Here is a 23464-nt window from a genome sequence, read left to right as displayed (position 1 = left end):
GCTCGGCTGTACTCGATGAGCAAAACAACATCGGACATGCACGATAGCAATAAAAAGGACGCCATCGGGCGTCCTTGAAGAGGAAGACAGAGCAGGGTCAACTCCCCAGATGCAGCGCCAACCAGACCGCAAGCGGGATCACCACCACCGAGAGCGCATTGCCGCCGAGCACGATACTGGCCACCTTGTCGGGCTGGCACTGATACTGCTCGCACAGCATGTAGTTGAGCACCGCCGGGGGCAGCGCCACCGACAGCATCAGGAGTGGTATCCAGTCAGGTTCGAGGGGCAGCAGCCAGACGGCGAGCCCCAGGGAGAGGCCCCCCGCCAGCAGATAGAGCAGATTGCACTTGATGGCCAGTCCCAGATGATCCAGCTCCCCTTCCATCAGCCTCACTCCCAAGGCAAACAGCATCAGGGGCACCGCTATCTGGCCGAGCAGGGTGGCGCTGGTCACCAGGTATTCCGGCAGCGGGATATGCAGGTTGGCCACCAGCAGCCCGGCGAAGGCGGCCCAGAGCACGGGGCTTCTCAGCCAGAGCCAGCGGGAGCTGCTGGCCGAGAGGATGAACATGCCCACCGAGAAGTGGAGCAGGTTGGAGAGCACAAAGAGGATGACGATGGCGCCGAGCTGCTGCTCGCCAAAGGCGAGCACCATCAGCGGAATGCCGAGGTTGCCGGTGTTGCGAAACATGGCGGGCAGGATCAGCGCCGCCCGCTCTATCTCCTTGAGTTTGAGCAGGGAGAGCAGCAGGCCCGGCAGCAGGATCACCAGGGCACCGGCCCCCACAAGGGGCAGGTGCGCCGCGAGATCCAGGGGGTATTTCACCAGGGCCGAGAAGACCAGCGCCGGGGTAAAGAGCTCGATATTGGCCCGGTTGACATAACCCAGGGCCCCGCCCGGCCGCAGCCGTCCATAGAGAGCGCCAAGGCCCACCACCGCAAACACGGGAATGACGATATTGAGCAGGGCGCTGAACATGGGTATCCCGTTTACAGTTCGCGGGCCGGGCGTCCCATCAGCACCACGGGGTCCAGCGTCACCTCCTGGCTGCCGTTGCTGACCCAGAGCTGGCCGTCGGAGATGGTACAGGTGAGCTGCATGGTGCGCTCCACCATGGCCGCCAGGGGCAGGGTCTGGCTGTCGGAGAGTTCGATGACGCTCAGGTTGTCGTGCAGACCGAGCTTGCCCTGGTTCTGCTTCCACCAGACGCTGGTGCCACGACCGCCATAGAGGTAGAGCACCACCTGGCGAGAGCGGTTGCATGCCTTCTTGAGACGGCGCTCGTCCGGCTGACCCAGCTCAATCCAGAGTTCAATCTCGTCGGAGTAGTTCTTGCACCAGAGCTCGGGCTCGTCGTCGGCTGAGAGCCCCTTGGTGAACTCCAGCCGCTCGGCTGCATGCCAGGCGAAGGCCGCGAGGCGGATCATCATGCGCTCGTCGGTCTCGGAGGGGTGACGGGCCAGGGTGAGGGAGAAGTCCTGATAGAGATTGCGATCCATGTCAGACAAGCTGATCTGGGCCTTGAAGATGGTTGCCTTGAGCGCCATAGAAGTCGTGAATACCTGATAAAAGAGAAGGGGGCGGACATGCCGGGCGTCAGTGTAATCAAAATGGCCGCCGGGTTCGACCGTCTTGCGCTCCCTTTACCCCATCAGGGGTGGGCAAGTGCTTCAGAAGACAAAAAAACAAATGCCAGTCGTGAGACTGGCATTTGGCGGCATGAACGAGAGTGACTCACTTCTCGGCGGACTTGACCCCGAAGGCATTGAGCAGCAGGCAGCAGGTCACTGCCACTGCCACGAACCCGCTCAGGAAGATAAAGGGCATGGCCCCATACCCCAATACAGTCCAGATGGTGTGTTCAAGCAGACTCATAGTGTGTCCTTCATCCAGTGAAATGGGTGTCCCTTTCGTGACGGGGTCGCCCCCGCTCCTGATGAGACTATTTGACCTCAACCCGCGCCTGAGTCCTATGCCACCAAAGTAATAAATGGGGCACCAGTTTGCGCCAGATCAAGGTTTTACCCCTCCCCGCCCCGTTTTTCTTCGCGCCCTCGCCCCAAACCGGAAAGGTACGCCCAACAAAAAGCGAGGCGACCTTGGGGTCGCCTCGCTAGATGCATGCCGTCGAGAGCCATCAGTAGAAGGTCTGCTGCTCCGCCGCCATCGCTTTCAGCCGCGCACAGGGGGCGAAGCGGTCGCCAAAGCGCTTCTGATGGTGCTCAAGACGCCCCACCAGATAGTCGATGCCGAGGCTGTCCATGTAGCGGAACGGACCGCCCAGGAAGGGAGGGAAGCCGATACCGAAGATGGCGCCGATGTCGCCGTCCCGGGCCGAGGCCACCACGCCGCCATCCAGGGCCATGGCCGCTTCGTTGAGCATCAGCAGCACGCAGCGCTCGGCGATCTCCTGCCTGGCCAGCTTGGCCTGGGGCTTGACGCCCAGCACGTCGTAGACGCTCGCGTCCACCGTCTTCTTGCCCTCCTTGCCGGTGAGCTTGTTGCGCGGGGCCGCCTTGCCATAGAGATAGAAGCCCTTGCCGTTCTTGCGCCCCTTGCGATCGTCCTCCAGCAGCTTGTCAAAGGCCTTGGGCGCCTGGAACTGCTCGCCACCCAGCTCTTTTTCGAGGATGGGGGAGATCTTGGCCCCCACGTCGATCCCCACCTCGTCCAGCAGGGTGATGGGGCCGACCGGGAAACCGAAGTCGAGCAGAGCGCCGTCCAGTACCTCCACCGGCTCCCCTTCCAGCACCAGGCGCGCCGCCTCGTTCATGTAGGGCGCCAGGATACGGTTGACGTAGAAGCCGGCCTCGTCCTTCACCACGATGGGGGTCTTGCCCTGGGCCCGGGCGAAGGCCAGGGTGGTGGCCACCGTCTCGGCGCTGGTACCCGCGTGGGGAATGATCTCGGCCAGCGGCATCTTGTCCACCGGGCTGAAGTAGTGCAGCCCCACCACCCGCTCCGGATGCGTCGCCGCCGAGGCGATCTGGTGGATGGGCAGGGAGGAGGTGTTGGAGGCAAACACGGTGTGCTCGCCGCACTCGCGCTCCACGTCCTGCACCATCTGGTGCTTGAGGTTGATGTCCTCGAACACCGCTTCCACCACCATGTCCACCCGGTGGAAACCGGAATAGTCCAGGGTGCCGGTGAGCAGGCTCATCTGTTTCTCCAGCTCGCTGCGCAGCAGTTGGCGACGCTTGAGTTTCCTGGCGAGGAGGTCGTAGCTGTAACGCATGGCATTGCCGATGCCGGCGCTCGCCACATCCTTGATCCGCACCGGTACCCCCGCCTTGGTGGCGGTGACGAAGGCAATACCCCCCCCCATCAGGCCGCCCCCCAGCACGGCGGCATGACCCACCTTGCGCGGCTCGGCCCCCTGATAGCTCACCTCTTTCTTCATCTCCGTGGTGGCGAAGAAGAGGGAGCGCAGGGCGGCGGATTCCGGCGTCATCACCAGCTCGCCGAAGTGGCGGGCCTCGGCCAGCAGGCCAGCCTGCATCCCCTCCTCCACGCCGATGCGCACCACCTCGATGATACGCTCCGGCGCCGGGTAGTTGCCCCGGGTCTTGGCCTTGACCCCCTTGCGGGCCTGATCGAACAGCACCTTGCGACCAAATTTGTTGGTCTCCAGCACCTTGCCCTGCAGATCCCGTTTCAGTTGGTGGCGCGGCTTGCCCTTCTTGGCAAGCTTGATGGCGGCTTCCAGCAAAATGGACGGGGGCACCATGTCATCCACCAGCCCGAGCTTCCTGGCCTGTTTGGCCCGCACCTGCTTGCCGGTCAGCATCAGATCCAGTGACTTGGCCACCCCGATGAGGCGCGGCAGGCGCTGGGTACCGCCGGAGCCCGGCAGCAGGCCGAGCTGCACTTCCGGCAGGCCCAGCACGGTTTTACCGTGATCAGTCACCACCCGGCCATGACAGGCGAGCGCCAGCTCCAGCCCGCCGCCAAGGCAGGGGCCGTGAATGGCGGCGATCACCGGGATCCCCAGGGCTTCGATCTCGGCGAACACGTCCTGTCCGGCCCGGGACAGCGCTTCGGCATCCTGAGCGCTGGTGCAGGCCGCCAGCATGGCGATGTCGGCCCCGGCAACGAAGGAGTCCTTCTTGCCGGAGACGATCACCAGGCCGATCAGATCCCCGTTCCCCTTTACCTCGGCCAGCAGAGTGCGGATCTCGTCCGCAAAGGAGGCCTTCAGGGTGTTCATGCTCTCACCGGGCACATCCATGGTGAGGATGCCGATGCCGTCTTTGCGAATATCCAGAGAAAAAGTCTTGGCACTCATCATTCCACCTCCAGCACCATGGCCACACCCAGCCCACCCGCCGCACAGGCGGTGTTGAGCCCCAATCCCCCACCCCGGCGCCGCAGTTCATGCAGGGTCTGGGTGATCATGCGCGCCCCGGTGGCGGCAAAGGGGTGACCAAAGGCCAAAGAGCCGCCGAGCACGTTGAACTTCTCCATGTCCACCTCGCCGATGGCCTGATCCCGGCCCAGCTTGTCACGGGCAAATTCGGCGCTTGCAAACATCTTGAGATTGGCCAGCGTCTGGGCGGCAAAGGCTTCGTGCATGTCGATGAGGGTCAGATCCCCAAGGGTGATGCCGGCACGGTCCAGCGCCAGCGGCGTGGCATAGGAGGGGCCCATCAGCATGTCCTGCCAGACATCGATGGCGGAAAACGCGAAGCTGCGGATGTAACCCAGCGGCTCCAGACCCAGCTCACGGGCCCGCCCTTCACGCATCATCAGCACGGCGGCGGCGCCGTCGGTAAGCGGAGTGGCGTTGGCGGCCGTCACCGAACCGTGGGCCCGGTCAAAGACCGGTTTGAGCTTGGCGTAACTCGCCAGATCCGAGCTTTCACGGATGTTGTTGTCCCGCTCCAGCGGCGACTTGTAGGGGGGCACGTGGGCGGTGAACACCTCGCCATTCAATTTGCCCTGGGCCCAGGCTTCGGCCGCCAGGGTGTGGGAGCGGTGGGCCAGCGCATCTTGCGCCTCGCGGCTGATCTGGTGGGTCTTGGCCATCTGCTCGGCGGTCTGCCCCATGGAGAGACCGGTGGAATACTCGGCCACGGCCGGGGGCACCGGCAGCAGGTCCTTCAGACGCAGACGGCGCAGAATATTGAAACGCTGCTGGAGGTTGCGCGCCTTGTTGAGATCCACCAGGGCGCGGGCCAGAGACTTGCTGACTCCGATGGGCAGCACGGAAGAGGAGTCGGCACCGCCGGCGATGGCGATGTCCACCGTGCCGGCCATGATGGATTCGGTGACATTGGCCACCGCCTGGAAACTGGTGGCGCAGGCGCGCGACACGCTATAGGCATCGGTGCTGACGCTCATGCCAGTGCCAAGCACGATCTCCCGGGCGATGTTTGGCGCTTCCGGCATCTGCACCACCTGGCCGAACACCAGCTGGTCGATGAGCTTGGGGTCGAGATCGGTGCGGGCGAGCATCTCGCTCACCACCAGTTTGCCCAGATCCACCGCAGGCACGCCGTGAAAAGCGGTGGCCTGCTTGGCAAAGGGGGTGCGCAGACCCGCCACGACGGCTATCCGTTCGCCCTGGCGAGTCGTCAGTTTCAATGGCTGTTTCATCCTGGCTCCTTGGGTTAAAAAGGCAGAGGTCTGACCTCATTGCGCCACATCTTAACAATCCAATCACAACTTTCATACGGCTGATTGAAACTAAATTGTCCCCATCTTGCCACCCTCCCTCGCCCTTGTGAGCCAACTGGGGTATAAAAAGATCAACTTCCATAAAAACAACGGGTTTATCGCATGGCAGCGGCCGAGTTCAGAGCACTTGGAGACTATCTGGGCAGCCAGATCCTGGGACAGGGCCCCCTCATCGAGGGGTTGCTGATCGCCCTGTTATGTGAAGGACATGTGCTGATCGAGGGGGCCCCCGGTCTTGCCAAGACCCGGGCGGTCAAGGCGCTGGCCGGTGCCGTGGAGGGGCGCTTTGCCCGTATCCAGTTCACCCCGGATCTGCTCCCTGCCGATCTCACCGGCAGCGAGGTCTTCCATCCCCAGGATGCGAGCTTCGTGTTTCAACCCGGCCCCCTGTTCAACCACCTGGTGCTGGCGGACGAGATCAACCGGGCGCCGGCCAAGGTGCAGTCCGCCTTGCTGGAGGCAATGGCCGAGCACCAGATCACCGTGGGCAAGAAGAGCTGGCGCCTGCCCTCCCTCTTCATGGTCGCCGCCACCCAGAACCCCATCGAGCAGGAAGGGACCTATCCCCTGCCGGAGGCCCAGCTCGATCGCTTCTTGCTCAAACTGCTGGTGGATTACCCCAGCCCCGCCATGGAACTGGCCATCCTCCAGCTCAACGCTCGCGGCGACGCCCTGCCGACGCCGCCGGTCACCCTGAGCCAGTCCGACCTGCTGGAAGCCCGCACCGCCGTTCAAGGGGTACAGATGCAGGGGCGCCTCGAGCACTATCTGGTGCAACTGGTGTGCGCCACCCGTCCCGGCAGCGGCCTGTGCCCCGAGTTAGACCCCCTGGTCGCGGTGGGAGCCAGCCCCAGGGCCAGCATCGGCCTCGCAAGAGCCGCACGGGCCCGGGCCTGGCTCGCCGGGCGCGACTTCGTATTGCCCGAAGACATCCAGCAACTGGCGCCTGCCGTGCTGCGCCACCGCCTCATCCCGAGTTATCAGGCGCTGGCGGACAACCTCGATAGCGAGGCGCTCATCGCCCTGCTGCTGGATGCCATTCCATGCCCCTGAGCCGACCCCCACAGGCAGCCCTATCGCCATGACCCCCGTCGCCGAGCCCCGGGATCACCCCGACATCGCCCTCACCCTCGAGCGGCTGCTGGCGGTGCGCCTCTGGACGCGCCAGGGCGAGCGTGCCCGTATTCATCAGGCGGCCCAGGGGCGTATCGGGCGCCAGCCCGGGCTGCATTTCAGGGAGCTTCGCCTCTATCAGGCCGGTGACGAGGTGCGTCACATCGACTGGCGGGTCACCGCCCGCCTCCGCCGCCCCCACACCCGCCTCTACGGGGAAGAGCAGGATCAGGCCCACTGGTTGCTGCTGGATCTCTCACCTGCCATGTACTTTGGCTCCCGCGCCCAGCTCAAGGCCCGCCTTGGCTGCGAGCTGGCCGCAGCCCTGTTCTGGCAGGGGGAGAAACAGGCCAATACCTTGATCTGCCAGGGCGCAGTCCCCCACACAGAGCACCAGCGCGGCTCTCTCATGCCTCTGCTGGAAGCGCTCTGCCGCCATTACGAGGCAGGGCTGGATCGCGCCCCCCCGCCTAGGACGCTGGCCCAGACCCTGGCACGACTCACCCTGCCCCACGGGGCCAGATTGACCCTGATAAGCCATCACCAGGTACCGGACCAGGCACTCTGCCAGCAGTTGCAACGCCTTCGCCTGCGCCACGATATCCACTACTGGCAGATCCGCGATCCCCTGGAAGCCGCTCTGCCCGAGCAGGGGCTGCTGGCAGTGCAGGCAGGCAGACACAGCGGTTGGCTCGCGGGAGAAGACCCCCGCTTTCGCGCCCGCTACCAGAGGGCGGCCGACGAACAGGCCGAGGCCTGTCGCCAGCAGTTGCTGCCCCTGGTGACGCGCCTCTATCGCCTCGACAACGGCGCCACCCTGCAACGCCAGTGGCAGGAGGGCGGATGCCGTCTGTTTTGAGGGGGGAGCAGGGCGTGCCCGCACCGGATGCATATCGCCAGCCCTCGTCCAGCGAGGCCTTGCAAGCCATTCGTGCCGAGCTGCGCGACATCCACCAAGGCCCCGCTCTCGAGCCTGCACAGGATCCTCGCCTGATGGCCCTCGGTGGGCTGCTGATCGCGGCGATCGCCGCTTGCCTGATCGCCATGACGGCCCTCACCCTCTTGCGCCAGCGCCACTGGGCACTCCGGATAGACTGGCAGGCAGACGATCTCGTCCCCAGGCTGCAGGATGCCCTGCGAGAAGCGGCCATGGCCCGCTGGCCCGAGGCGGCCCCCCTGCAAGGGAAGGCCTGGCTCGCCTGGCTGGACAGCAAGGGGGGGAGCGATTTTTCCCGGTTTGCCGCCCAGTGGCCACTCTGGCTCTATGGGGGCAGAGTGCCCGATGAGGCGCAGCGCAAAAGATTGCGCCTCGCCTATCTCGCCTGGGGGCGACGCTGCGTCAGTGCGCCGCGATTCCCGGCAAGCAAGCGAGGGGCACCTCCCCCGGAGGGTACGCGATGATCCTCGCCTGGCCCTGGTTTTCCCTCGCCCTCGCCCTGCCGCTGCTGGTGCGCTTCGGCCTGCCTCCCATGAAGGGGCGCAAGGGAGGAAACCGGCTCGTTCACGGAGGTTTTCCCCTGCTCCAGCCCCAGGCGGGGCAGCCCTTGTGGCGCATGATGCTCTGCTGGTGCGCCCTGGTACTGGCCCTGTGCCGCCCCCAGTGGCAGGAGCCCCCGATCATTCACTACCAGAGCAGCCGTGACCTCATCCTGGCGGTGGATCTCTCCGACAGCATGCGCACCCAGGACATGCTGGATGACGGAGAGCAAACGGACAGGCTTGCCGCGGTGCGCCAGCAGATAAGCAACCTTGTCGCCTCCCGCCCGGGGGATCGCATCGCCCTCGTCGTCTTTGCCGATCACGCCTATCTGCTCTCCCCCCTCACCCAGGAGACCGGGGCCCTGCTCACCCTGGCCAGGGAGCTCGATTTCGATCTGGTGGGGCGCACCACGGCCCTGGGGGAAGCCATCCTGCTGGCACGCCAGCACGCCGACCCCACCCGCCCCACCGCCCTGCTGCTGGTGACGGACGGGCGCAATACCTCGGGCAATGCGGATCCCCTGACCGAGGCCAGGCTCGCCGCCAAAGCCGGCATCCGTCTCTATACCCTGGGGGTGGGCGCCGACCCCGACACCTTCGCCGGGCCCGCAGGGGACGCCGATCCCAGTGCCGAGCTGGATGAAGCCCTGTTGCAGCAGCTGGCGACGCTGGGAGGAGGCCGCTATTTTCGCGCCCGCAACCGGGGCGATCTCGCCGCCATCAACCAGGCCATCGACACCCTGGAGCCCCTCGCCCGGCCCCAGACCCTCTCTCGGCCCCACCAGGAGCTCTACCCCTGGCCACTGGCCCTGGCCTGGCTGCTGCTCTGCTGGCCAGCCCGCTGGCACATCCCCCTGTCACACAGGCCATCCCATGAGTAGGCAGGTCATGACGGTGGCACCATGGAGCTGATCTTGCTGCGCCCCCTCTGGTTGCTGGCCCTGCTCCCCTGGCTGTGGCAGGGGTGGCGCCGCCGCCGCGATCCCGGCTTGCTCTCCCCGGCCATGCAGACCTATCTGCTGCCGAGCCGCCATCGGGCCATCCCCTGGCGCTGGCTTGCCTGTCTGCCGGTGATCCTGGCGCTCTCGGGCCCCGCCCTGCGCCAGCAGAGTCTCCCCATGCCGAGCCCGGCCCTCGATATCTGGTTGCTGGATCTCTCCGACTCCATGCTGGCACAGGATCTGGCGCCGGACCGGGCAACCCGGGTGAGGCTGGGATTGCAGGAGATGCTGGCCGACATAGCGCGGCAGGATGCGCCCCATCCCATCGCCCTCATCCTGTTTGCCGGGGATGCCTACCTCGCCATGCCTCCCACCCGGGATCATCAGGCCATCGCCCTGCTGCTGCCGGACCTGCGCCCGGCCATCATGCCTGTCCAGGGCAGCGCCCCCGAGCGCGCCGTGGCCCTGGCCCTCACCCTGATCCCGCCGGGCCAGTCCGCCCGTCTGCTGCTCGTGACTGACGGCCTCTCCGGGACAGCGCGCGATCGCATCGCCGCCCTCTGGCCCTGCCTCAACGACCTGTTCTGCAAGGCAGGCTCGGCCCCGCGGCTCGACATCCTGCTGGCCAGCAGGGGCAAGGAGACCTGGCTGCCCGGCGTGGCTGCCGAGCGCTGGCAGCTCGGCAGCCCGATCGGCCACACCTTGCCTGCGCCCGACGAGGAGGCCATGACCGCCCTTGCCGCCAGCACTGGAGGCAGGCTGGCCTGGCTTGATTCCGGCCTGCCCCGCTTTGCCCCCCTGCCCATGGGCCAGGCCCTGACGCAGGGGCAATCCCGGGATCTCGGCCCCTGGCTGCTTATCCCCTTGCTCCCCCTGGCGCTGCTGGCGCGGATCGGCGCCCACTGGCTGCTGGTGATCCTCGTCATTGGCTTCGCGCCCCCTTCCCTGCAGGCGGCCTCCCGACAAGATGAAGCAGGCTGGCAGGCTTATCGCCAGGGACACTATCGGGAAGCGGCCAACACCTTCCAGGATCCGGTCTGGCAAGGCAACGCCTGGTATAGAGCCGGGGATTACGCCAGGGCCGTCGCCGCCTATGGCAGGGCAAACAGCGCCACCGCCCACTACAACAGGGGCAATGCCCTGGTCTGGCTCGGGGATCTTGCCGCCGCGGAGCAGGCCTATCTGAGCGCCCTTCGCCTTGAACCTAGGCACAGGGATGCCTTGCACAACCTGGCCCTGCTGCGGGCCAACCCGCCGCAGTCGGCGCCCTCGGCAAATGCCCCGGAGCAGGCCGACACTCCCGACCCCGCCCGCGCCTCAGAGGCTCCCCGCCCCCCGGCGCCCCCCGTGCTGCTGCTGGAGCAGCGTCTTCGCAAGGAGGCCCTGCGCCGCCCCCTGATCAAGGTGGAGGAGCCCTGGTGATCCTCGTGCTGCGCTTGCTCTCCCCCCGGATCGGCTGGTGGCTGCTGCTCGCCCTGTGCGCCATGCGGGTGCAGGCCGCTCCTGCCGAGGCCGAGCTGTTGCCGGGGGCGAGCGAGCGCGACTGGCTGCTCATCATCGAGGCCGACGGGATGTACCGCGATGAGGATCTCAACCTGCAACCGCTGCTGCGCCAGTTTGCGGTCGGGCGGGTCAGCATCCAGCGGGTCAGTGCCCAGAGCCGCAGCCTGACCCGCTGGCAGATCCCCCTGCACCTGCTCGATACCAGCCCGCGCCAGGTGCCCTCCCTGCCCCTTGGCGCCGATCTCACCCCCTCCCTGGTGGTGCCGACACGTTCCCTGGACGGCACCCTGATGCCGACACAAGACCCGGTATTCTCTCCGGTCGAGCTGCAGGCCCGGGTGCTCCATGAGGGGAATCTCTACCCCGGCCAGCCCTTCATCTATGAGCTGACCCTCTGGCTGCCTGCCAACCTGGAGGCCCCCAACCTCGGCGAGCCCATCACCCCGGCCTTTACCATTCGCCGCCTTGGCGAGGATCGCTGGGATTCTCCCGCCAGCCCCGGCCTGCCCGGGCGTCTCACGCGAAAATGGCTGCTGCAGGCCAAAGGGCCCGGGCTCCATCCCGTCGAATCCCCCCGCTTTCAGGGGCGGTTGCCGCACCAGGACCAGGCCGGTGCGACCGCGCCAGGCAACGCGGGGGATCTGCTGTCCGCCAGGGCGGCGACCCTCTTCATCAAGGTGGACAAGGCCCCCCTGGAGCCGGTGGCGAGCAGCCTGGTGTTGCGCCAGCAGTTCAGCCCGGCGCAGGCCAGGGTGGGTGAGCCGGTGATCCGCACCCTCACCCTGGTGATGGAAGGGGGGGATGGCAACCGCCTGCCCCCCTTGCCGGCCCCGCCCCTGCCCGCCGGCCTCTCCATGAAGCCGGACGGCGAGCAGCAGCAGGAGCGATTCGTGGCCGAGGGGGCGCTTCGCTTCGAGCGCCAGTGGCGCCAGGCCCTGACCGCCGACGAGGCGGGGCGCTATGTGCTGCCCCCCCAGACCCTGCGCTGGTTCAACACCCAAAGCGGTCGCATCGAGGAGGCGCACCTGCCCGCACATCCTCTGGTGTTCACGGCAAGGGAGAGCGCTACTCCCGCCTCCCCCACACCGGGGACCCAGTATCTCTATTGGGTGCTCGTGGCCATCCTGCTGCGGGCATTCATGCGCCGCTGGCCGCGCTGGCACGCCTTCTATCGCCTGCAACGGGCCCTCGCCACGGGCTCTCCTGACGAGGCCAGGGAAACCCTGCTGACCTGGGCCGTCCTGCGCTGGGACGCCCCCTGTCTGCATCTGACCAGGCTGCCCTGTCACCGCGACCCCGCCATGGGAGCACTGCTGGACAGCCTGGATCGGGCCTGTTTTGCCCCCGTACTCGCCCCTGGCGAACACCTGCCCAGACTGGCGCTCGCCAGGGCGCTGTGCACCTGGGAGAGCTTTACGATAGCCTATGGTCTTCGAATACTGGCGTGGATGCGTGCATGATGCGCCCCTCATGAAACAGGACACCCCTTTATGGCGTTAGGTTTTTTCAGAAGAAAAAGGGCCTACACGGGAAAGGATCCCTCCGCTTCTCCGGTCTATGGAGAGATGGCAGACAAACAAACCAAGTACGAAGCCCTGGTGCACGCCCTGCACGGGGACATCTACCGCTACGCCTACTGGTTGTGCCGGGATCCGCAAATCGCCGAGGATCTGGTGCAGGAGACTTTCCTGCGCGCCTGGAAGGCGATAGATACCCTGCTGGACGACAAGGCTGCCAAGGCGTGGCTCATCACCATATTGCGGCGGGAGAATGCCCGCCGCTTTGAGCGAAAGCAGTTCGATCTTGTCGACCTCGACGAGCACCCCCTGCGGGATCAGGGTGTCCTGCCAAGCGAGCAGGAGATGGAGCACGAATGGCTCAGGCGCCACATCGCCCGCCTGCCTGCCGAGTATCAGGAGCCGCTGCTGCTGCAGGTACTGGGGGGATTCAGCGGGGAGGAGATCGCCGAGCAACTCGGCCTGAACAAGAACACCGTCATGACAAGGCTGTTTCGCGCCCGCAACCAGATAAAAGAGGCCATAGAGTCTGCGAAACAACAGAGAGGACACACCAATGGATGAGCTTGAATTTCGCCGCCGGGCCATCACTCACCCCTCGGACAGGGATCCCGCCTTCCTGAAAGCCGCCGAGGCGTCACCGGCCAATCGCAAGCATCTGGACGAGATGCAGCAGCTCGAGCGCCAGGTGCGCAGCACTCTGGAAGTGGACGTACCGGCCGGTCTTGCGGAGCGGATCCTGCTCAGGCAGGCGATGGCAGCCGAAGAGGAGCAGGTGGTCTCGCTGCCCGTCACTCCTGCACGCACGCAGTGGCGCGCTCTGGCCATCGCGGCCTCGGTCGCCTTCCTGCTCGGCATGAGCACCCGCTGGATCAGCTGGCCTGTGGCACCGGACACCCTGTCGCTGGCTCAGGTCGCCATGTCCCACGTTTATGGGGAAGAGCCCTTCATTCATGCGGTGGATGAGCGGGTCAGCCTGCACACCATCAACGCGAAAATGGAGAAATATGGCGCCACCCTGAGCGAGATGCCGGGCATGAAGGTAACCTATGTCAACCACTGCGCCTTCTATCAGGGACCGGCCCTGCACATGGTGCTGCAGGGCAAGATGGGACCGGTCACCCTGTTCCTCGTCCCCAAGCATCTGCCACTGACGATCCAGTCCGATTTTGCAGACGGGACCCTCAAGGGGGAGATACTGCCGCTCAAGGGGGCCAACATGGTGCTCATCGGAGACATGCAGGAGCCCCTCGCCCCGGTTGCCCGCCAGCTTGAGTCACGCCTGCACTGGTCCATTTAACAGACCTTGACCCAGGCTGACTCGTCCTCCGCCTCAGCCACATCACAGGCAGACATCCTCATTGTCTGCCTGTTCATCCCCATATCCCCGCATGTTCCCGCCCATTGCCCGCGCGAAGTCACATTTCTACCATTTATTTTAAATGACGCAAACGGCACCATTTGTGCTTTATTTATCCAATAATAGATAAATCAGCCTAATAAAACGGCAAGTTAAAACAAATGATTAACACAATGGAAACTTTTATGTATTCTGCTGTCACTGGTCTGATTTCTTACCTCCTACCAGATCCATAGAATCACGCCAGCAATGAATGGGAAGAAGCTGACATAACAACAGATCATGTCGTCAATAGCCGCCAAAGAGCCGCGATGTCGACAGAAAATCTGCTTACAAAGAGAGAACACTATGACAACTGCCTTTTTCAAGAAAAGCCTGATCGCTGCGGCCGTGACCCTGGCCAGCACCCAGACCTTCGCCGCCGCGTTCCAGCTGAACGAGCACTCGGCCTCCGGTCTGGGTCGCGCCTACGCAGGTGAAGCAGCCATCGCCGACAACGCGGCCGTGCTGTCCCGCAACCCGGCGGCCATGACCACCTTCGACAAGATGGCACTGTCTGTATCCGGCACCTATATCAAGCCCGACGTGGATGTGGCTGGCGACATCTATGCCGGCCCCACCAAGCTGGCTCCGTCCAGCGAGAGCGACATCGCCCCCGATGCCTTCGTGCCGGCCACCTACTTCATCCAGCCCCTGAATGATCAGTGGGCCTGGGGGATCGGCCTCTTCTCCAACTACGGCCTCTCCACCGAATATTCCAAGACCTTCGCGGCCGGTGCCGGCGCCGGTGACACCGAGCTCCTGACCTTCAACATCAACCCCAACATCGCCTATCGCATCAACTCCAGCTTCAGCGTCGGTGCCGGCATCAATGCCGTCTACGCCGCCGCCGAGCTGAACCGTTATGCCGGTGCGCTTTCCGCCGCCATTCCGGGCGCCAACTCCGATACCCGTCTGGCTCACCTGAAGGGCGACACCTGGGGCTTTGGCTGGAACGTCGGCACCCTGTACGAGATCAACGAAAACAACCGTCTCGCCCTGACCTACCGCTCCCAGGTGGACTTGAGCTTTGACGGCGACTTCCAGGGCGCCACCTCCGGCAATCGCGTCGTCGATGGCAACCTGAAGCTGGATCTGCCGGCCCAGGCCGAGTTCGCAGGCTACCACCGCCTGAACCAGCAATTCGCTGTCCACTACTCCGTGAACTGGACCGACTGGAGCGCCTTCCAGGAGCTCAAGGCCACCAGCAGCAACTGCGCCGGCGGTGTGTGCCTGCAAAAAGACGAGAAGTTCAAGGACTCTGCCCGTTACGCCCTGGGCGGTACCTGGTACGTCAACCCGTCCTGGGAAGCCCGTATCGGCTTCGCCTACGACAACAGCCCCATCGAGCCGGAATACCGCAGCCTGAGCATTCCTGACTCCGACCGTATCTGGTACAGCGCCGGTGCCACCTACCACATCAATCCGGACATGAGCCTCGACTTCGGCATGGCCTATCTGGACGGCAAGGAAGTAGACGTGAACGAAGGCCTGCGCAACCACAGCGATGCGCTGCGCTGGAAGGGCACCTCTCACGGCAACGCCCTGCTGGCTTCCGCCCAGTTCAACATGAAATTCTGATTTTCACGTCATCATCGAGAGCGCCCCAGGGCGCTCTTTTTTTATCCAATTTCGCCAATTGAGCGCACAGCTGTAGTAAACAACTGTACTCTTTTCTTTTTTTTATCAAGCTGTTATGGGTATTTCTTTCAGCATTTAATCCCGTTTTGCCCCACGTTCCCCTCTCCCCGTTGCCTTGCTGGTCATACCATATAAAATCCCGGCCCCAACCGAATAACAGAATGAACACCCAGTTCATCCCGAGGAAAGACCATGCATCCGACGTTCAAACCCTCCCTTATAGCCCTCTTGCTGCTGTCGAGCCAGGTGCAGGCTGCCGGCTTCCAGCTCGCGGAGCAATCCGCCACCGGCATGGGGCGTGCCTTCGCGGGTGAGGCCGCCATCGCCGACAATGCCAGCGTGCTCTCCCGCAATGCCGCCGCCATGACCCGGTTCGATACCCTGGCCTTCTCCGGCGGCGTTATCCACGTGCACCCCGACGTCAACATAGAGGGCACCACCCGGGTGCCTACCACTCAGGGGCCGGTCAGTCTGGATGCCGGAGCCCACGACATTGCGGGTGACGCCTGGGTGCCCAACGCCTATCTCATCGTGCCCCTCAGCGAGCAATGGCGCCTCGGGCTTGCCGCCACCTCCTATTACGGACTCGGGGTCAAGATGCCGGACAACTACAACGCCGGTCACTTCGGCAACGTCTCCGACATCAAGACAGTGGATCTGGGGGCCTCCCTGGCCTATCGCATCAACCGCGTCTGGTCCGTCGGGGCCGGTCTCTCCGCCATTCAGGGGGAAGGGGAAGTGGGTGGCACCTTCCCCTCCAACAACCAGATAGCCAAGCACCTGAAAGGGGATGGCTGGGCCATGGGCTGGAACCTGGGCACCCTGCTTGAGTTGTCGCAGGCAACCCGCATCGGTCTCTCCTATCGCCACGACGTAACCCTGACCCTCTCCGGTGACGCCATCGGCATCGATCAAAGGGGCCAGCCCTTCATCGATACTGGCAGCCTGGATCTGCCCTTGCCCGCCACCGCCGAGCTGGCTCTGTTCCATCAACTCACCCCGGCCCTGGCGCTGCATTCGAGCATCAACTGGACCAACTGGAGCAAATTCGTGCAGCTCGAATCCGAGCTCGACCACCACGGCACCATGCACATCAAGGAGGAGCACTGGGAAGACAGTTGGCGCTATGCCCTGGGGATGACTTACCAGCTGGCCCCCCAGTGGCAACTGCGCTCCGGTATCGCCTACGACCGCAGCCCGGTCCCGGCGGATCGCCGCACCATCTCCATCCCCGACTCGGATCGGGTCTGGTACAGCGCTGGCGTGGGCTACCAGATTGACCGCCACCTCTCGCTGGATCTGGGGCTGACCCTGATCGACGGCAAGAAGGTGGACGTGAGCGAAACCATGCAACTCAGGCCCGGCATCCCGCAGACCACCTCCACCTTCAATGGCACCTCGGAAGGGGATGCCTGGCTCGCCGGCCTGCAGCTCAACTACCTGTTCTGACACCCCGGGTTTCCTGACAAATAGTATGCCAGTTGTTGACCTTCCCGACCGGTCGGCACTGGCATAGTGATCCGCTTCACCATAGAATCAAGCCTGTAACCATGCTGGAGAGATGCATGTATTCCTATGTAGCAAGGCAGCCCATTCTGGATCGGGAGTTGAACACCCAAGCCTATGAGCTGCTGTTTCGCGACAGCCTGGACAATGTATTTCCCTCCGTCTCCGCACAGCAGGCCACTTCCAGGCTGGTTGCCGAGCAGTTCTTGCAGCAGAACATCGATCAGCTCATCGGGGATCACCCCTGCTACATCAATTTCCCCCACTCCCTGTTGCTGGACGGATTGGCCGAGTGCCTACCACGGGACAAGGTGGTGATCGAGATCCTGGAGGATGCCGAGCCCGACGATGCGCTGCTGGAGAAAGTGATCCAGCTCTATGGGCTGGGCTATCGGTTGGCGCTGGATGACTTCACCATGGTCTCAGACTGGGACAGGTTCCTCCCCTACATCCATATCATCAAGTTCGACCTGCGCAGCACGCCGCAACCCTGCATCGAACACTTCATGGCGAATCATCGCCACTTGCCCCTCACCTATCTGGCCGAGAAAGTCGAGGATCAGGCCGAGTTCGAGCGGATGAAGCAGCTCGGCGTTACCCTGTTCCAGGGATTTTTCTTCAGCCGCCCCCAGATGGTGCAACAACCCACCATACCGCCGGCCCAGCTGGTGGTGATGCAGCTGCTCGAGGTGGTCAATCAGACCGAACCGGATCTGGACAGGATTGAGCAGCTGCTCAATCAGGATCTCACCCTCTCCCTCAAGCTGTTGCGCTACATCAACCACCTCAAGCGCTTCCCCCAGCCCATCGCCTCGTTTCGCCAGGCCGCAAGTTCCCTGGGGCACGCCCAGCTCAAGCGCTTCGTCGCCCTGATCGCCGCCACTAGTGCGGGGAGTGAAAAGAGTGCCGAACTCCACCAGATGTCCCTCATCAGAGCCCGGTTCTGCGAACTGCTGGCCCAGACCCATGCGCCCGCAGAGCAGGCACAGCAAGCCTTTGTCACCGGCCTCTTCTCCCTACTGGACGTGCTCATGGGCGAACCGCTGGATCAACTGCTCGGCTCCATTCCCCTGACCGACGACATTCGTGCCGCCCTGCTCACCCGCAAGGGCAAGCTCGGGTTCTACCTCGCGTTCTGTGAAGATTTAGAGAAAGCCGACTGGCAGCGGGTCGCCGCCAACACCGTCCGGCTCGGCCTCAACGAAGAGAAGGTCAGCCACCTCTATCTGAGCGCCACCGCCTGGGTCAACCAGCAGCTTCATGCCATGGAAGAGCAACCGGTCCACTCCCGCCAGACATGACAACGTCCCTCTTGAAGGGACGTTGTCATGTCATCAACCCGCAGCACTCTCACCCACGCATTCAGCCTGCCTCGATGGCGATGGCCGTTGCCTCCCCTCCCCCGATGCACAGGCTCGCCACCCCTCGTCTGAGGCCGCGGGCACGCAGGGCATGGATCAGGGTCACCAGGATGCGGGCGCCACTGGCGCCAAGAGGGTGCCCCAGCGCACAGGCACCGCCGTTCACGTTCAACTTGTGATGGGGAATGCCGCACCCGGCCATGGCCAGCATGCTCACCATGGCGAATGCCTCGTTGACCTCAAACAGGTCCACCTCCTCCACCGACCAGCCCACCCGTGCCAGCAACTTGTCGATGGCGCCGACGGGGGCACTGGTAAACTCCGCCGGCAAGGCGGCGTGACTCTGGTAACCCACTACCCTGGCCAGCACCGGCAATCCGAGCCGGGCAGCGCTCTCGCCCCGCATCAGCACCAGAGCTGCCGCCCCGTCCGAGATGGAACTTGCATTGGCCGCCGTGATGGTGCCCGTCTTGCTGAAGGCCGGTTTCAGGGTCGGTATCTTGTCGGGCCTGGCCTTCCCCGGTTGCTCGTCGTCCGCCAGCAGCAGGGTGTCCCCGGCCATCACGGGCGCCAGCTCGGCCCCGAAGGCGCCGTTTTGCTGCGCCGTCAGCGCCCGCTCCAGGGAGGCGATGGCAAAGGCATCCATGTCGGCCCGGGTCAGTCCGCTGCGATCGGCACTCAACTGGGCGTAATGCCCCATCAGATGGCCTTCGTAGGCATCCTGCAAACCGTCCAGGAACATGTGATCGAGCACGCTCTGGTGCCCCATGCGAAAACCGCTGCGCGCCTTGTCCAGCAGATAGGGTGCGCGGCTCATGCTCTCCATGCCCCCCGCCACCACGACTTCTGCCTCCCCCAGGCGCAGGCTGTCCGCCGCCAGCATCACCGCCTTCATGCCGGAGCCGCACACCTTGTTGATGGTGGTGCAGGGCACGCTGTCCGGCAGCCCCCCCTTGAGCGCCGCCTGGCGGGCTGGCGCCTGGCCGACCCCTGCGCTCAGCACGTTGCCCATATAGACCTCATTCACCTGCTCCCCCGTCATCCCGGCCTGCGCCAGCGCGGCGCGGATGGCGCAGGCGCCAAGCTCGGGGACACCGAGCCCGCTCAGGGCCCCCTGGAAGGCCCCCATGGGGGTACGTTTGGCCGCCACAATCACGATATCCATCGATAGCACTCTCCTTGTTACATCGGGATAACATATGCCGCGACCGCGACAGGAACAAGACTTGCGGGGAAGTTGACGTTTGGGTAAGGTGCCAGCCTGCATTGACAACCAGATGGCAGCCAAGACAGCCCCATGACCAAATCCAGGGACGACACCCGCACCTTCAGCATCAGCGAACTGGCTCGCGAGTTCGATGTGACCACCCGCAGCATCCGCTTCTACGAGGATCAGGGCCTGCTCAACCCGACCCGCCAGGGACAGCACAGGATCTACAGCCGTCAGGACAGGGTGCGGCTCAAGCTGACCCTGCGTGGCAAGCGTCTGGGCTTCAGCCTCGCAGAGATCCGGGAGCTGTTCGATCTCTACGATGCGGACAAGAGCAGCCGCTCCCAGTTGCAGACCATGCTGGGGCTGGTGGCCGACAAGCGGGAAACCCTGCAGCAACAGCTGGAAGATATCCAGATGGTCCTGCTGGAGCTGGAGGCGGCCGAACAGCGCTGCCGCCAGGCCCTGGCACACCTCTCTCCCTGAGGCACGCAGACGGGCGAGGCGAGCGGGGAACACCGCCAGCAAATAGACACAAATGAAAGAGGGAGGCTTGAAGCCTCCCTCTTGTCATGCACGGTTGATGACCCGATATCAGGCCTCCTTGCTCCAGCGGTTCGGATCGTAATCCGGGCTGTAGCGATCGACGATGATGGCGCAGGCCGCATCACCGGTGATGTTCAGCGCGGTCCGGATCATGTCGAACAGACGATCCAGCGCGAACAGCAGCGGCAGACCCTCGATGGGGATCCCGGCCGCCAGCAGCACGGCAACCACCAGGAAGCTCGGGCCCGGCACACCGGCCTGACCGATGGCACCCAGGGTGGAGGTGACGATGATCGCCGCCCAGGCACCCATGGAGAGATCGATGTTATAGACCTGGGCGAAGAAGATGGCGACCAGGCCGTAATAAATGGCGTTGCCGCTCATGTTGATGGTGGCGCCCAGCGGCAGCACGAAGGACGCGGTGGCGTTGGTCACCTTCAGATCGCGCTCGCAGGTCTCCATGTTGACCGGCAGGGTCGCCATGGAAGAGGCGGTGGAGAAGGCCACGATCTGCGGTTTCTTCATCGCGGAGAAGTACTTGCGTACCGGCGTGTTGGAGAAGAACGCGATCAGCAGCGGATAGACCACGAAGCCGAAGATGAGGATGGCGGCGACATAGACGACGAACAGCTTGAGCACCAGGGTCAGCACGTCGAAGCCGTAGGTGCCGATGGCGTCGGCCATCAGGCCGAAGACGCCGATGGGGGCGATCAGCATCACCTTGTTGATCATCCAGACGAAGGCGTCCACCAGGGTGTTGAGCCCATCCACCAGCGGCTTGGCGCGCTCGCGGGGCTGCTTGGCCAGGGCGATGCCGAGGAACATGCAGAACACCAGGATCTGCAGGATGTTGGCCTCGTTCAAGGCGCTGAACACGTTGGTCGGGATCATGCCGAGCAGGGTGGCCACTGCATCGGGCAGTGCCCCCTTGTCGGCGTAGTCGCCGGAGAACATGGCCGCGGTGGCGCCAAAGTCAACACCCACACCGGGTTTGAACACCTGACCCATCACCAACGCCAGGAACACCGCCAGTGCGGAGGTGACGAGGAAGAAGGCGAGCGTGGTGACGCCAATCTTGCCAGCAGCGGGGCTGGCCCCCAGGTTGGCGGCCCCGGACAGGATGGCCACCGCTACCAGCGGGATCACCAGCATCTTGATCAGCTGGATAAACAGGGTGCCGAGCGGCGCAAACACCGTGGCTTGCTCTCCCATGAGCGCCCCGACCAGCGCGCCCAGCACCATGGCCACCACTACCTGGAAGCCGATGTTTTTGATTAATCCTTTTGTTAACACAGAATGTTCCTTTATTTAGCAATTACTCACACTTTTACAGCGTAAATGACCACCCAGAGCGTCAAATCCTCTCCATTGCTCTGGCGGTGCGTTTTATCTCATATTTGCGCCCCGTTTTACATCAGAATCCGTTAACGAAATGCATTGATAACTTTATGAGAAAGTGAAGCCTCAAAAGAGACACGGCTGTTTTTGCTCCTTTTACCATGACAACATCCAAAACAGTGTGCTACGTTGGCTCTGCAAACGTGCATACAGGGAAGAAAAGATGCTGAAAGTTAACGAGTATTTTGACGGAAATGTTAAATCCATCGGTTTCGAGCAAAAAGGCGAGAAAGCTACCGTGGGTGTGATGGAAGCGGGCGAGTACCTGTTCAATACCGCCGCCCCGGAGCGCATGACGGTGATCAAGGGCGCCCTCACCATCCAGCTGGCCGACGAAGATGAGTGGCACACCTACCAGCAGGGGGAATCCTTCGACGTGGCCGGTCACTCCTCCTTCAAGCTGGAAGTGAAGATCGCCTCCGCCTATCTGTGCGAGTTCCTCGACTGATGTATCACGGGCGCCATGGGATGCCGAGCGGCCCCCCCATGGCGCGCCTCTCCCACGCCCATTTCCCTACCGCCATCACACCCCGCTATCTCCCCCCTTTTCAACGACTACAAAAAATTTACAATGTTTAGACGAAATCCATAATTGGAGTACGTCATGATCAGTGTCTTCGACATGTTTTCCATCGGGATAGGCCCCTCCTCCTCCCATACCGTGGGACCGATGCGGGCCGCCTGCGCCTTCATCCAGACCCTCAAAGCGAACGCACTCCTCTCCCGTACCGGACGCGTCGTCGTCGAGTGCTACGGCTCACTGGGCCAGACCGGCAAGGGGCACGGCACCGGCAAGGCCATCATCCTGGGATTGGCCGGATTTGAACCCGAATCCGTGGACATTGAGGCCATTCCCGCCTTCCTCGCCCAGGTAGAGCAGACCCAGACCCTCTGCCTGGGCGGCGAGCAACCCAGCGAATTTCCCCGCATCGGCGCCATCCTCTTCAATCGACGCAAGACCCTTCCCGCCCACTCCAACGGCATGACACTGCGCGCCTATGAGGGTGACACCCTTGTGTTCGAGCAGACCTACTACTCCATCGGGGGCGGTTTCATCATCGAGGAGAGTCACTTCGCCAACGCCCGGGAAGAGGCGGCCCGCTTCGATGCCGCCCACCCCATCCCCTATCCCTTCGAGAGCGGCGCCGAACTGCTGGCCCAGTGCCAGGAGAGCGGCCTCTCCATCTCGGGGCTGATGCTGGCCAACGAGAAGGTGTTTCGCTCGGAAGCGGAGATCAAGGCCGGGCTTCGCAAGATCTGGCAGGCGATGCAAGGATGTGTGGAGCGTGGCTGCAAGAGCGAGGGGGTGCTGCCAGGCGGTCTCAAGGTCAAGCGCCGGGCTCCCGCCCTCTATCGCCAGCTCTGTGGCGAGACCAATTTCAACAAGGATCCGCTGATGGTGATGGAGTGGGTGGACCTCTTTGCGCTGGCCGTCAACGAGGAGAACGCCGCCGGAGGCCGGGTGGTGACGGCGCCGACCAACGGCGCAGCGGGCATCATCCCCGCGGTGTTGCACTATTACGATCGCTTCGTGCGCAAGGTGGATGACGAGCTGCTGATGCAGTACTTCCTCACTGCCGCCGCCATCGGCATCCTCTACAAGAAGAATGCCTCCCTCTCGGGGGCCGAGGTGGGCTGTCAGGGCGAGGTCGGCGTGGCCTGCTCCATGGCCGCTGGTGCCCTGGCCGAGCTGCTGGGCGCCAGCCCCGCCATCGTCGAGAACGCCGCCGAGATCGGCATGGAGCACAATCTCGGGCTGACCTGCGATCCCGTCGGTGGTCTGGTGCAGGTGCCCTGCATCGAGCGCAACGCCATGGGCGCAGTCAAGGCGATCAATGCCGCCCGCCTCGCCCTGCGCGGCACCGGCGAGCACAAGGTGTCGCTGGACAAGGTGATCAGAACCATGTGGGAAACCGGCAACGACATGAAGACCAAGTACAAGGAGACCGCACGGGGCGGCCTTGCCGTCAACATCACCGAGTGTTAAGCCTCTGTGATAAAGCCGCATATGGCACTCGAATACCCGGCATCGCCGGGTATTTTTTTGCAAAACGTTTGTCTGGCGCTTAACAAAATGGATAACCATCAAAATAAATTTTATACTCGCGCCACGAATTCAACAAAAATAGATCTGTTTCAACTTTTTTTAGGCATTGAACCGTTACACTGT

21 protein-coding genes are annotated in these 23464 nt (G+C 63.6%); 14 read left to right on the top strand and 7 right to left on the bottom strand.

Going from position 1 to position 23464, the window contains the following annotated elements:
• Nucleotides 1-97: 97 nt before the first annotated feature.
• From ACVDHI_RS14525 to fadI, 5 genes are all read right to left on the bottom strand, one after another.
• Nucleotides 98-982, bottom strand: coding sequence for an AEC family transporter (locus ACVDHI_RS14525; protein ID WP_447212202.1), 885 nt, complete (start codon nucleotides 980-982; stop codon nucleotides 98-100).
• A gap of 11 nt (nucleotides 983-993) precedes the next feature.
• Entirely contained in the window at nucleotides 994-1551 is a 558-nt protein-coding gene (locus ACVDHI_RS14520) for a YaeQ family protein (protein WP_010674671.1), read from the bottom strand.
• Between the two features lie 187 nt (nucleotides 1552-1738).
• Complete coding sequence (locus tag ACVDHI_RS14515; RefSeq protein WP_010674670.1) at nucleotides 1739-1879, bottom strand: TIGR02808 family protein; 141 nt, start codon at nucleotides 1877-1879, stop codon at nucleotides 1739-1741.
• Between the two features lie 262 nt (nucleotides 1880-2141).
• Nucleotides 2142-4289: a fatty acid oxidation complex subunit alpha FadJ gene (gene fadJ / locus ACVDHI_RS14510; protein ID WP_447212201.1), complete on the bottom strand. Its 2148-nt coding sequence runs from the start codon at nucleotides 4287-4289 to the stop codon at nucleotides 2142-2144.
• On the bottom strand, nucleotides 4289-5599 hold the full coding sequence (gene fadI, locus ACVDHI_RS14505; RefSeq protein WP_039039117.1) for an acetyl-CoA C-acyltransferase FadI: 1311 nt from the start codon (nucleotides 5597-5599) through the stop codon (nucleotides 4289-4291). The genes fadJ and fadI overlap by 1 nt, the downstream gene beginning before the upstream one ends.
• A gap of 183 nt (nucleotides 5600-5782) precedes the next feature.
• On the opposite strand from fadI, the gene ACVDHI_RS14500 reads away from it, so the two are divergent.
• From ACVDHI_RS14500 to ACVDHI_RS14450, 11 genes are all read left to right on the top strand, one after another.
• Nucleotides 5783-6733 (top strand): AAA family ATPase, encoded by a 951-nt coding sequence (locus ACVDHI_RS14500; protein ID WP_151027840.1) that lies wholly within the window; start codon nucleotides 5783-5785, stop codon nucleotides 6731-6733.
• A 28-nt stretch (nucleotides 6734-6761) separates the two neighbouring features.
• Nucleotides 6762-7652 (top strand): DUF58 domain-containing protein, encoded by an 891-nt coding sequence (locus tag ACVDHI_RS14495; RefSeq protein WP_447212200.1) that lies wholly within the window; start codon nucleotides 6762-6764, stop codon nucleotides 7650-7652.
• A complete protein-coding gene (locus tag ACVDHI_RS14490) occupies nucleotides 7637-8194 on the top strand; it encodes a DUF4381 family protein (RefSeq protein WP_447212199.1) in 558 nt (185 codons plus the stop codon). Before ACVDHI_RS14495 ends, ACVDHI_RS14490 begins: the two co-directional genes overlap by 16 nt.
• The gene (locus ACVDHI_RS14485) at nucleotides 8191-9153 is read left to right on the top strand and encodes a VWA domain-containing protein (RefSeq protein WP_045524821.1); all 963 of its coding nucleotides are present in this window, start codon (nucleotides 8191-8193) and stop codon (nucleotides 9151-9153) included. Before ACVDHI_RS14490 ends, ACVDHI_RS14485 begins: the two co-directional genes overlap by 4 nt.
• A 21-nt stretch (nucleotides 9154-9174) precedes the next feature.
• Nucleotides 9175-10635, top strand: coding sequence for a vWA domain-containing protein (locus tag ACVDHI_RS14480; protein WP_447212198.1), 1461 nt, complete (start codon nucleotides 9175-9177; stop codon nucleotides 10633-10635).
• Nucleotides 10636-10640: 5 nt separating this feature from the next.
• Complete coding sequence (locus ACVDHI_RS14475; RefSeq protein WP_447212230.1) at nucleotides 10641-12176, top strand: hypothetical protein; 1536 nt, start codon at nucleotides 10641-10643, stop codon at nucleotides 12174-12176.
• Between the two features lie 30 nt (nucleotides 12177-12206).
• On the top strand, nucleotides 12207-12797 hold the full coding sequence (locus ACVDHI_RS14470) for a sigma-70 family RNA polymerase sigma factor (RefSeq protein ID WP_447212197.1): 591 nt from the start codon (nucleotides 12207-12209) through the stop codon (nucleotides 12795-12797).
• A complete protein-coding gene (locus tag ACVDHI_RS14465) occupies nucleotides 12790-13533 on the top strand; it encodes a DUF3379 domain-containing protein (RefSeq protein WP_045524819.1) in 744 nt (247 codons plus the stop codon). The genes ACVDHI_RS14470 and ACVDHI_RS14465 overlap by 8 nt, the downstream gene beginning before the upstream one ends.
• 408 nt (nucleotides 13534-13941) lie before the next feature.
• Nucleotides 13942-15213: an outer membrane protein transport protein gene (locus tag ACVDHI_RS14460; protein WP_039039109.1), complete on the top strand. Its 1272-nt coding sequence runs from the start codon at nucleotides 13942-13944 to the stop codon at nucleotides 15211-15213.
• Nucleotides 15214-15465: 252 nt separating this feature from the next.
• Nucleotides 15466-16722, top strand: coding sequence for an outer membrane protein transport protein (locus tag ACVDHI_RS14455; RefSeq protein ID WP_447212196.1), 1257 nt, complete (start codon nucleotides 15466-15468; stop codon nucleotides 16720-16722).
• Nucleotides 16723-16838: 116 nt separating this feature from the next.
• Entirely contained in the window at nucleotides 16839-18080 is a 1242-nt protein-coding gene (locus ACVDHI_RS14450; protein ID WP_323881491.1) for an EAL and HDOD domain-containing protein, read from the top strand.
• 61 nt (nucleotides 18081-18141) lie between these two features.
• Here the strand turns inward: ACVDHI_RS14450 and ACVDHI_RS14445 are convergent, their stop codons facing one another.
• A complete protein-coding gene (locus ACVDHI_RS14445) occupies nucleotides 18142-19305 on the bottom strand; it encodes a thiolase family protein (RefSeq protein ID WP_323881493.1) in 1164 nt (387 codons plus the stop codon).
• 132 nt (nucleotides 19306-19437) lie between these two features.
• Here ACVDHI_RS14445 and ACVDHI_RS14440 point away from each other — a divergent pair, with 132 nt between their 5' ends.
• Nucleotides 19438-19836, top strand: a complete 399-nt coding sequence (locus tag ACVDHI_RS14440; RefSeq protein ID WP_010674655.1) for a MerR family transcriptional regulator — start codon at nucleotides 19438-19440, stop codon at nucleotides 19834-19836.
• Nucleotides 19837-19944: 108 nt separating this feature from the next.
• Here the strand turns inward: ACVDHI_RS14440 and ACVDHI_RS14435 are convergent, their stop codons facing one another.
• The gene (locus ACVDHI_RS14435; RefSeq protein WP_039039105.1) at nucleotides 19945-21189 is read right to left on the bottom strand and encodes a dicarboxylate/amino acid:cation symporter; all 1245 of its coding nucleotides are present in this window, start codon (nucleotides 21187-21189) and stop codon (nucleotides 19945-19947) included.
• Between the two features lie 268 nt (nucleotides 21190-21457).
• Between ACVDHI_RS14435 and ppnP the strand changes: the two genes are divergently transcribed.
• Complete coding sequence (gene ppnP / locus ACVDHI_RS14430; protein ID WP_010674653.1) at nucleotides 21458-21742, top strand: pyrimidine/purine nucleoside phosphorylase; 285 nt, start codon at nucleotides 21458-21460, stop codon at nucleotides 21740-21742.
• Between the two features lie 156 nt (nucleotides 21743-21898).
• Nucleotides 21899-23281, top strand: coding sequence for an L-serine ammonia-lyase (locus tag ACVDHI_RS14425; protein WP_010674652.1), 1383 nt, complete (start codon nucleotides 21899-21901; stop codon nucleotides 23279-23281).
• The last annotated feature ends 183 nt before the right edge of the window (nucleotides 23282-23464 follow it).

This window comes from Aeromonas sp. 25-248, from assembly GCF_053005425.1.
Note: the sequence above shows the minus strand (reverse complement) of the source record. Positions and strands in the feature narration are given on the sequence as shown.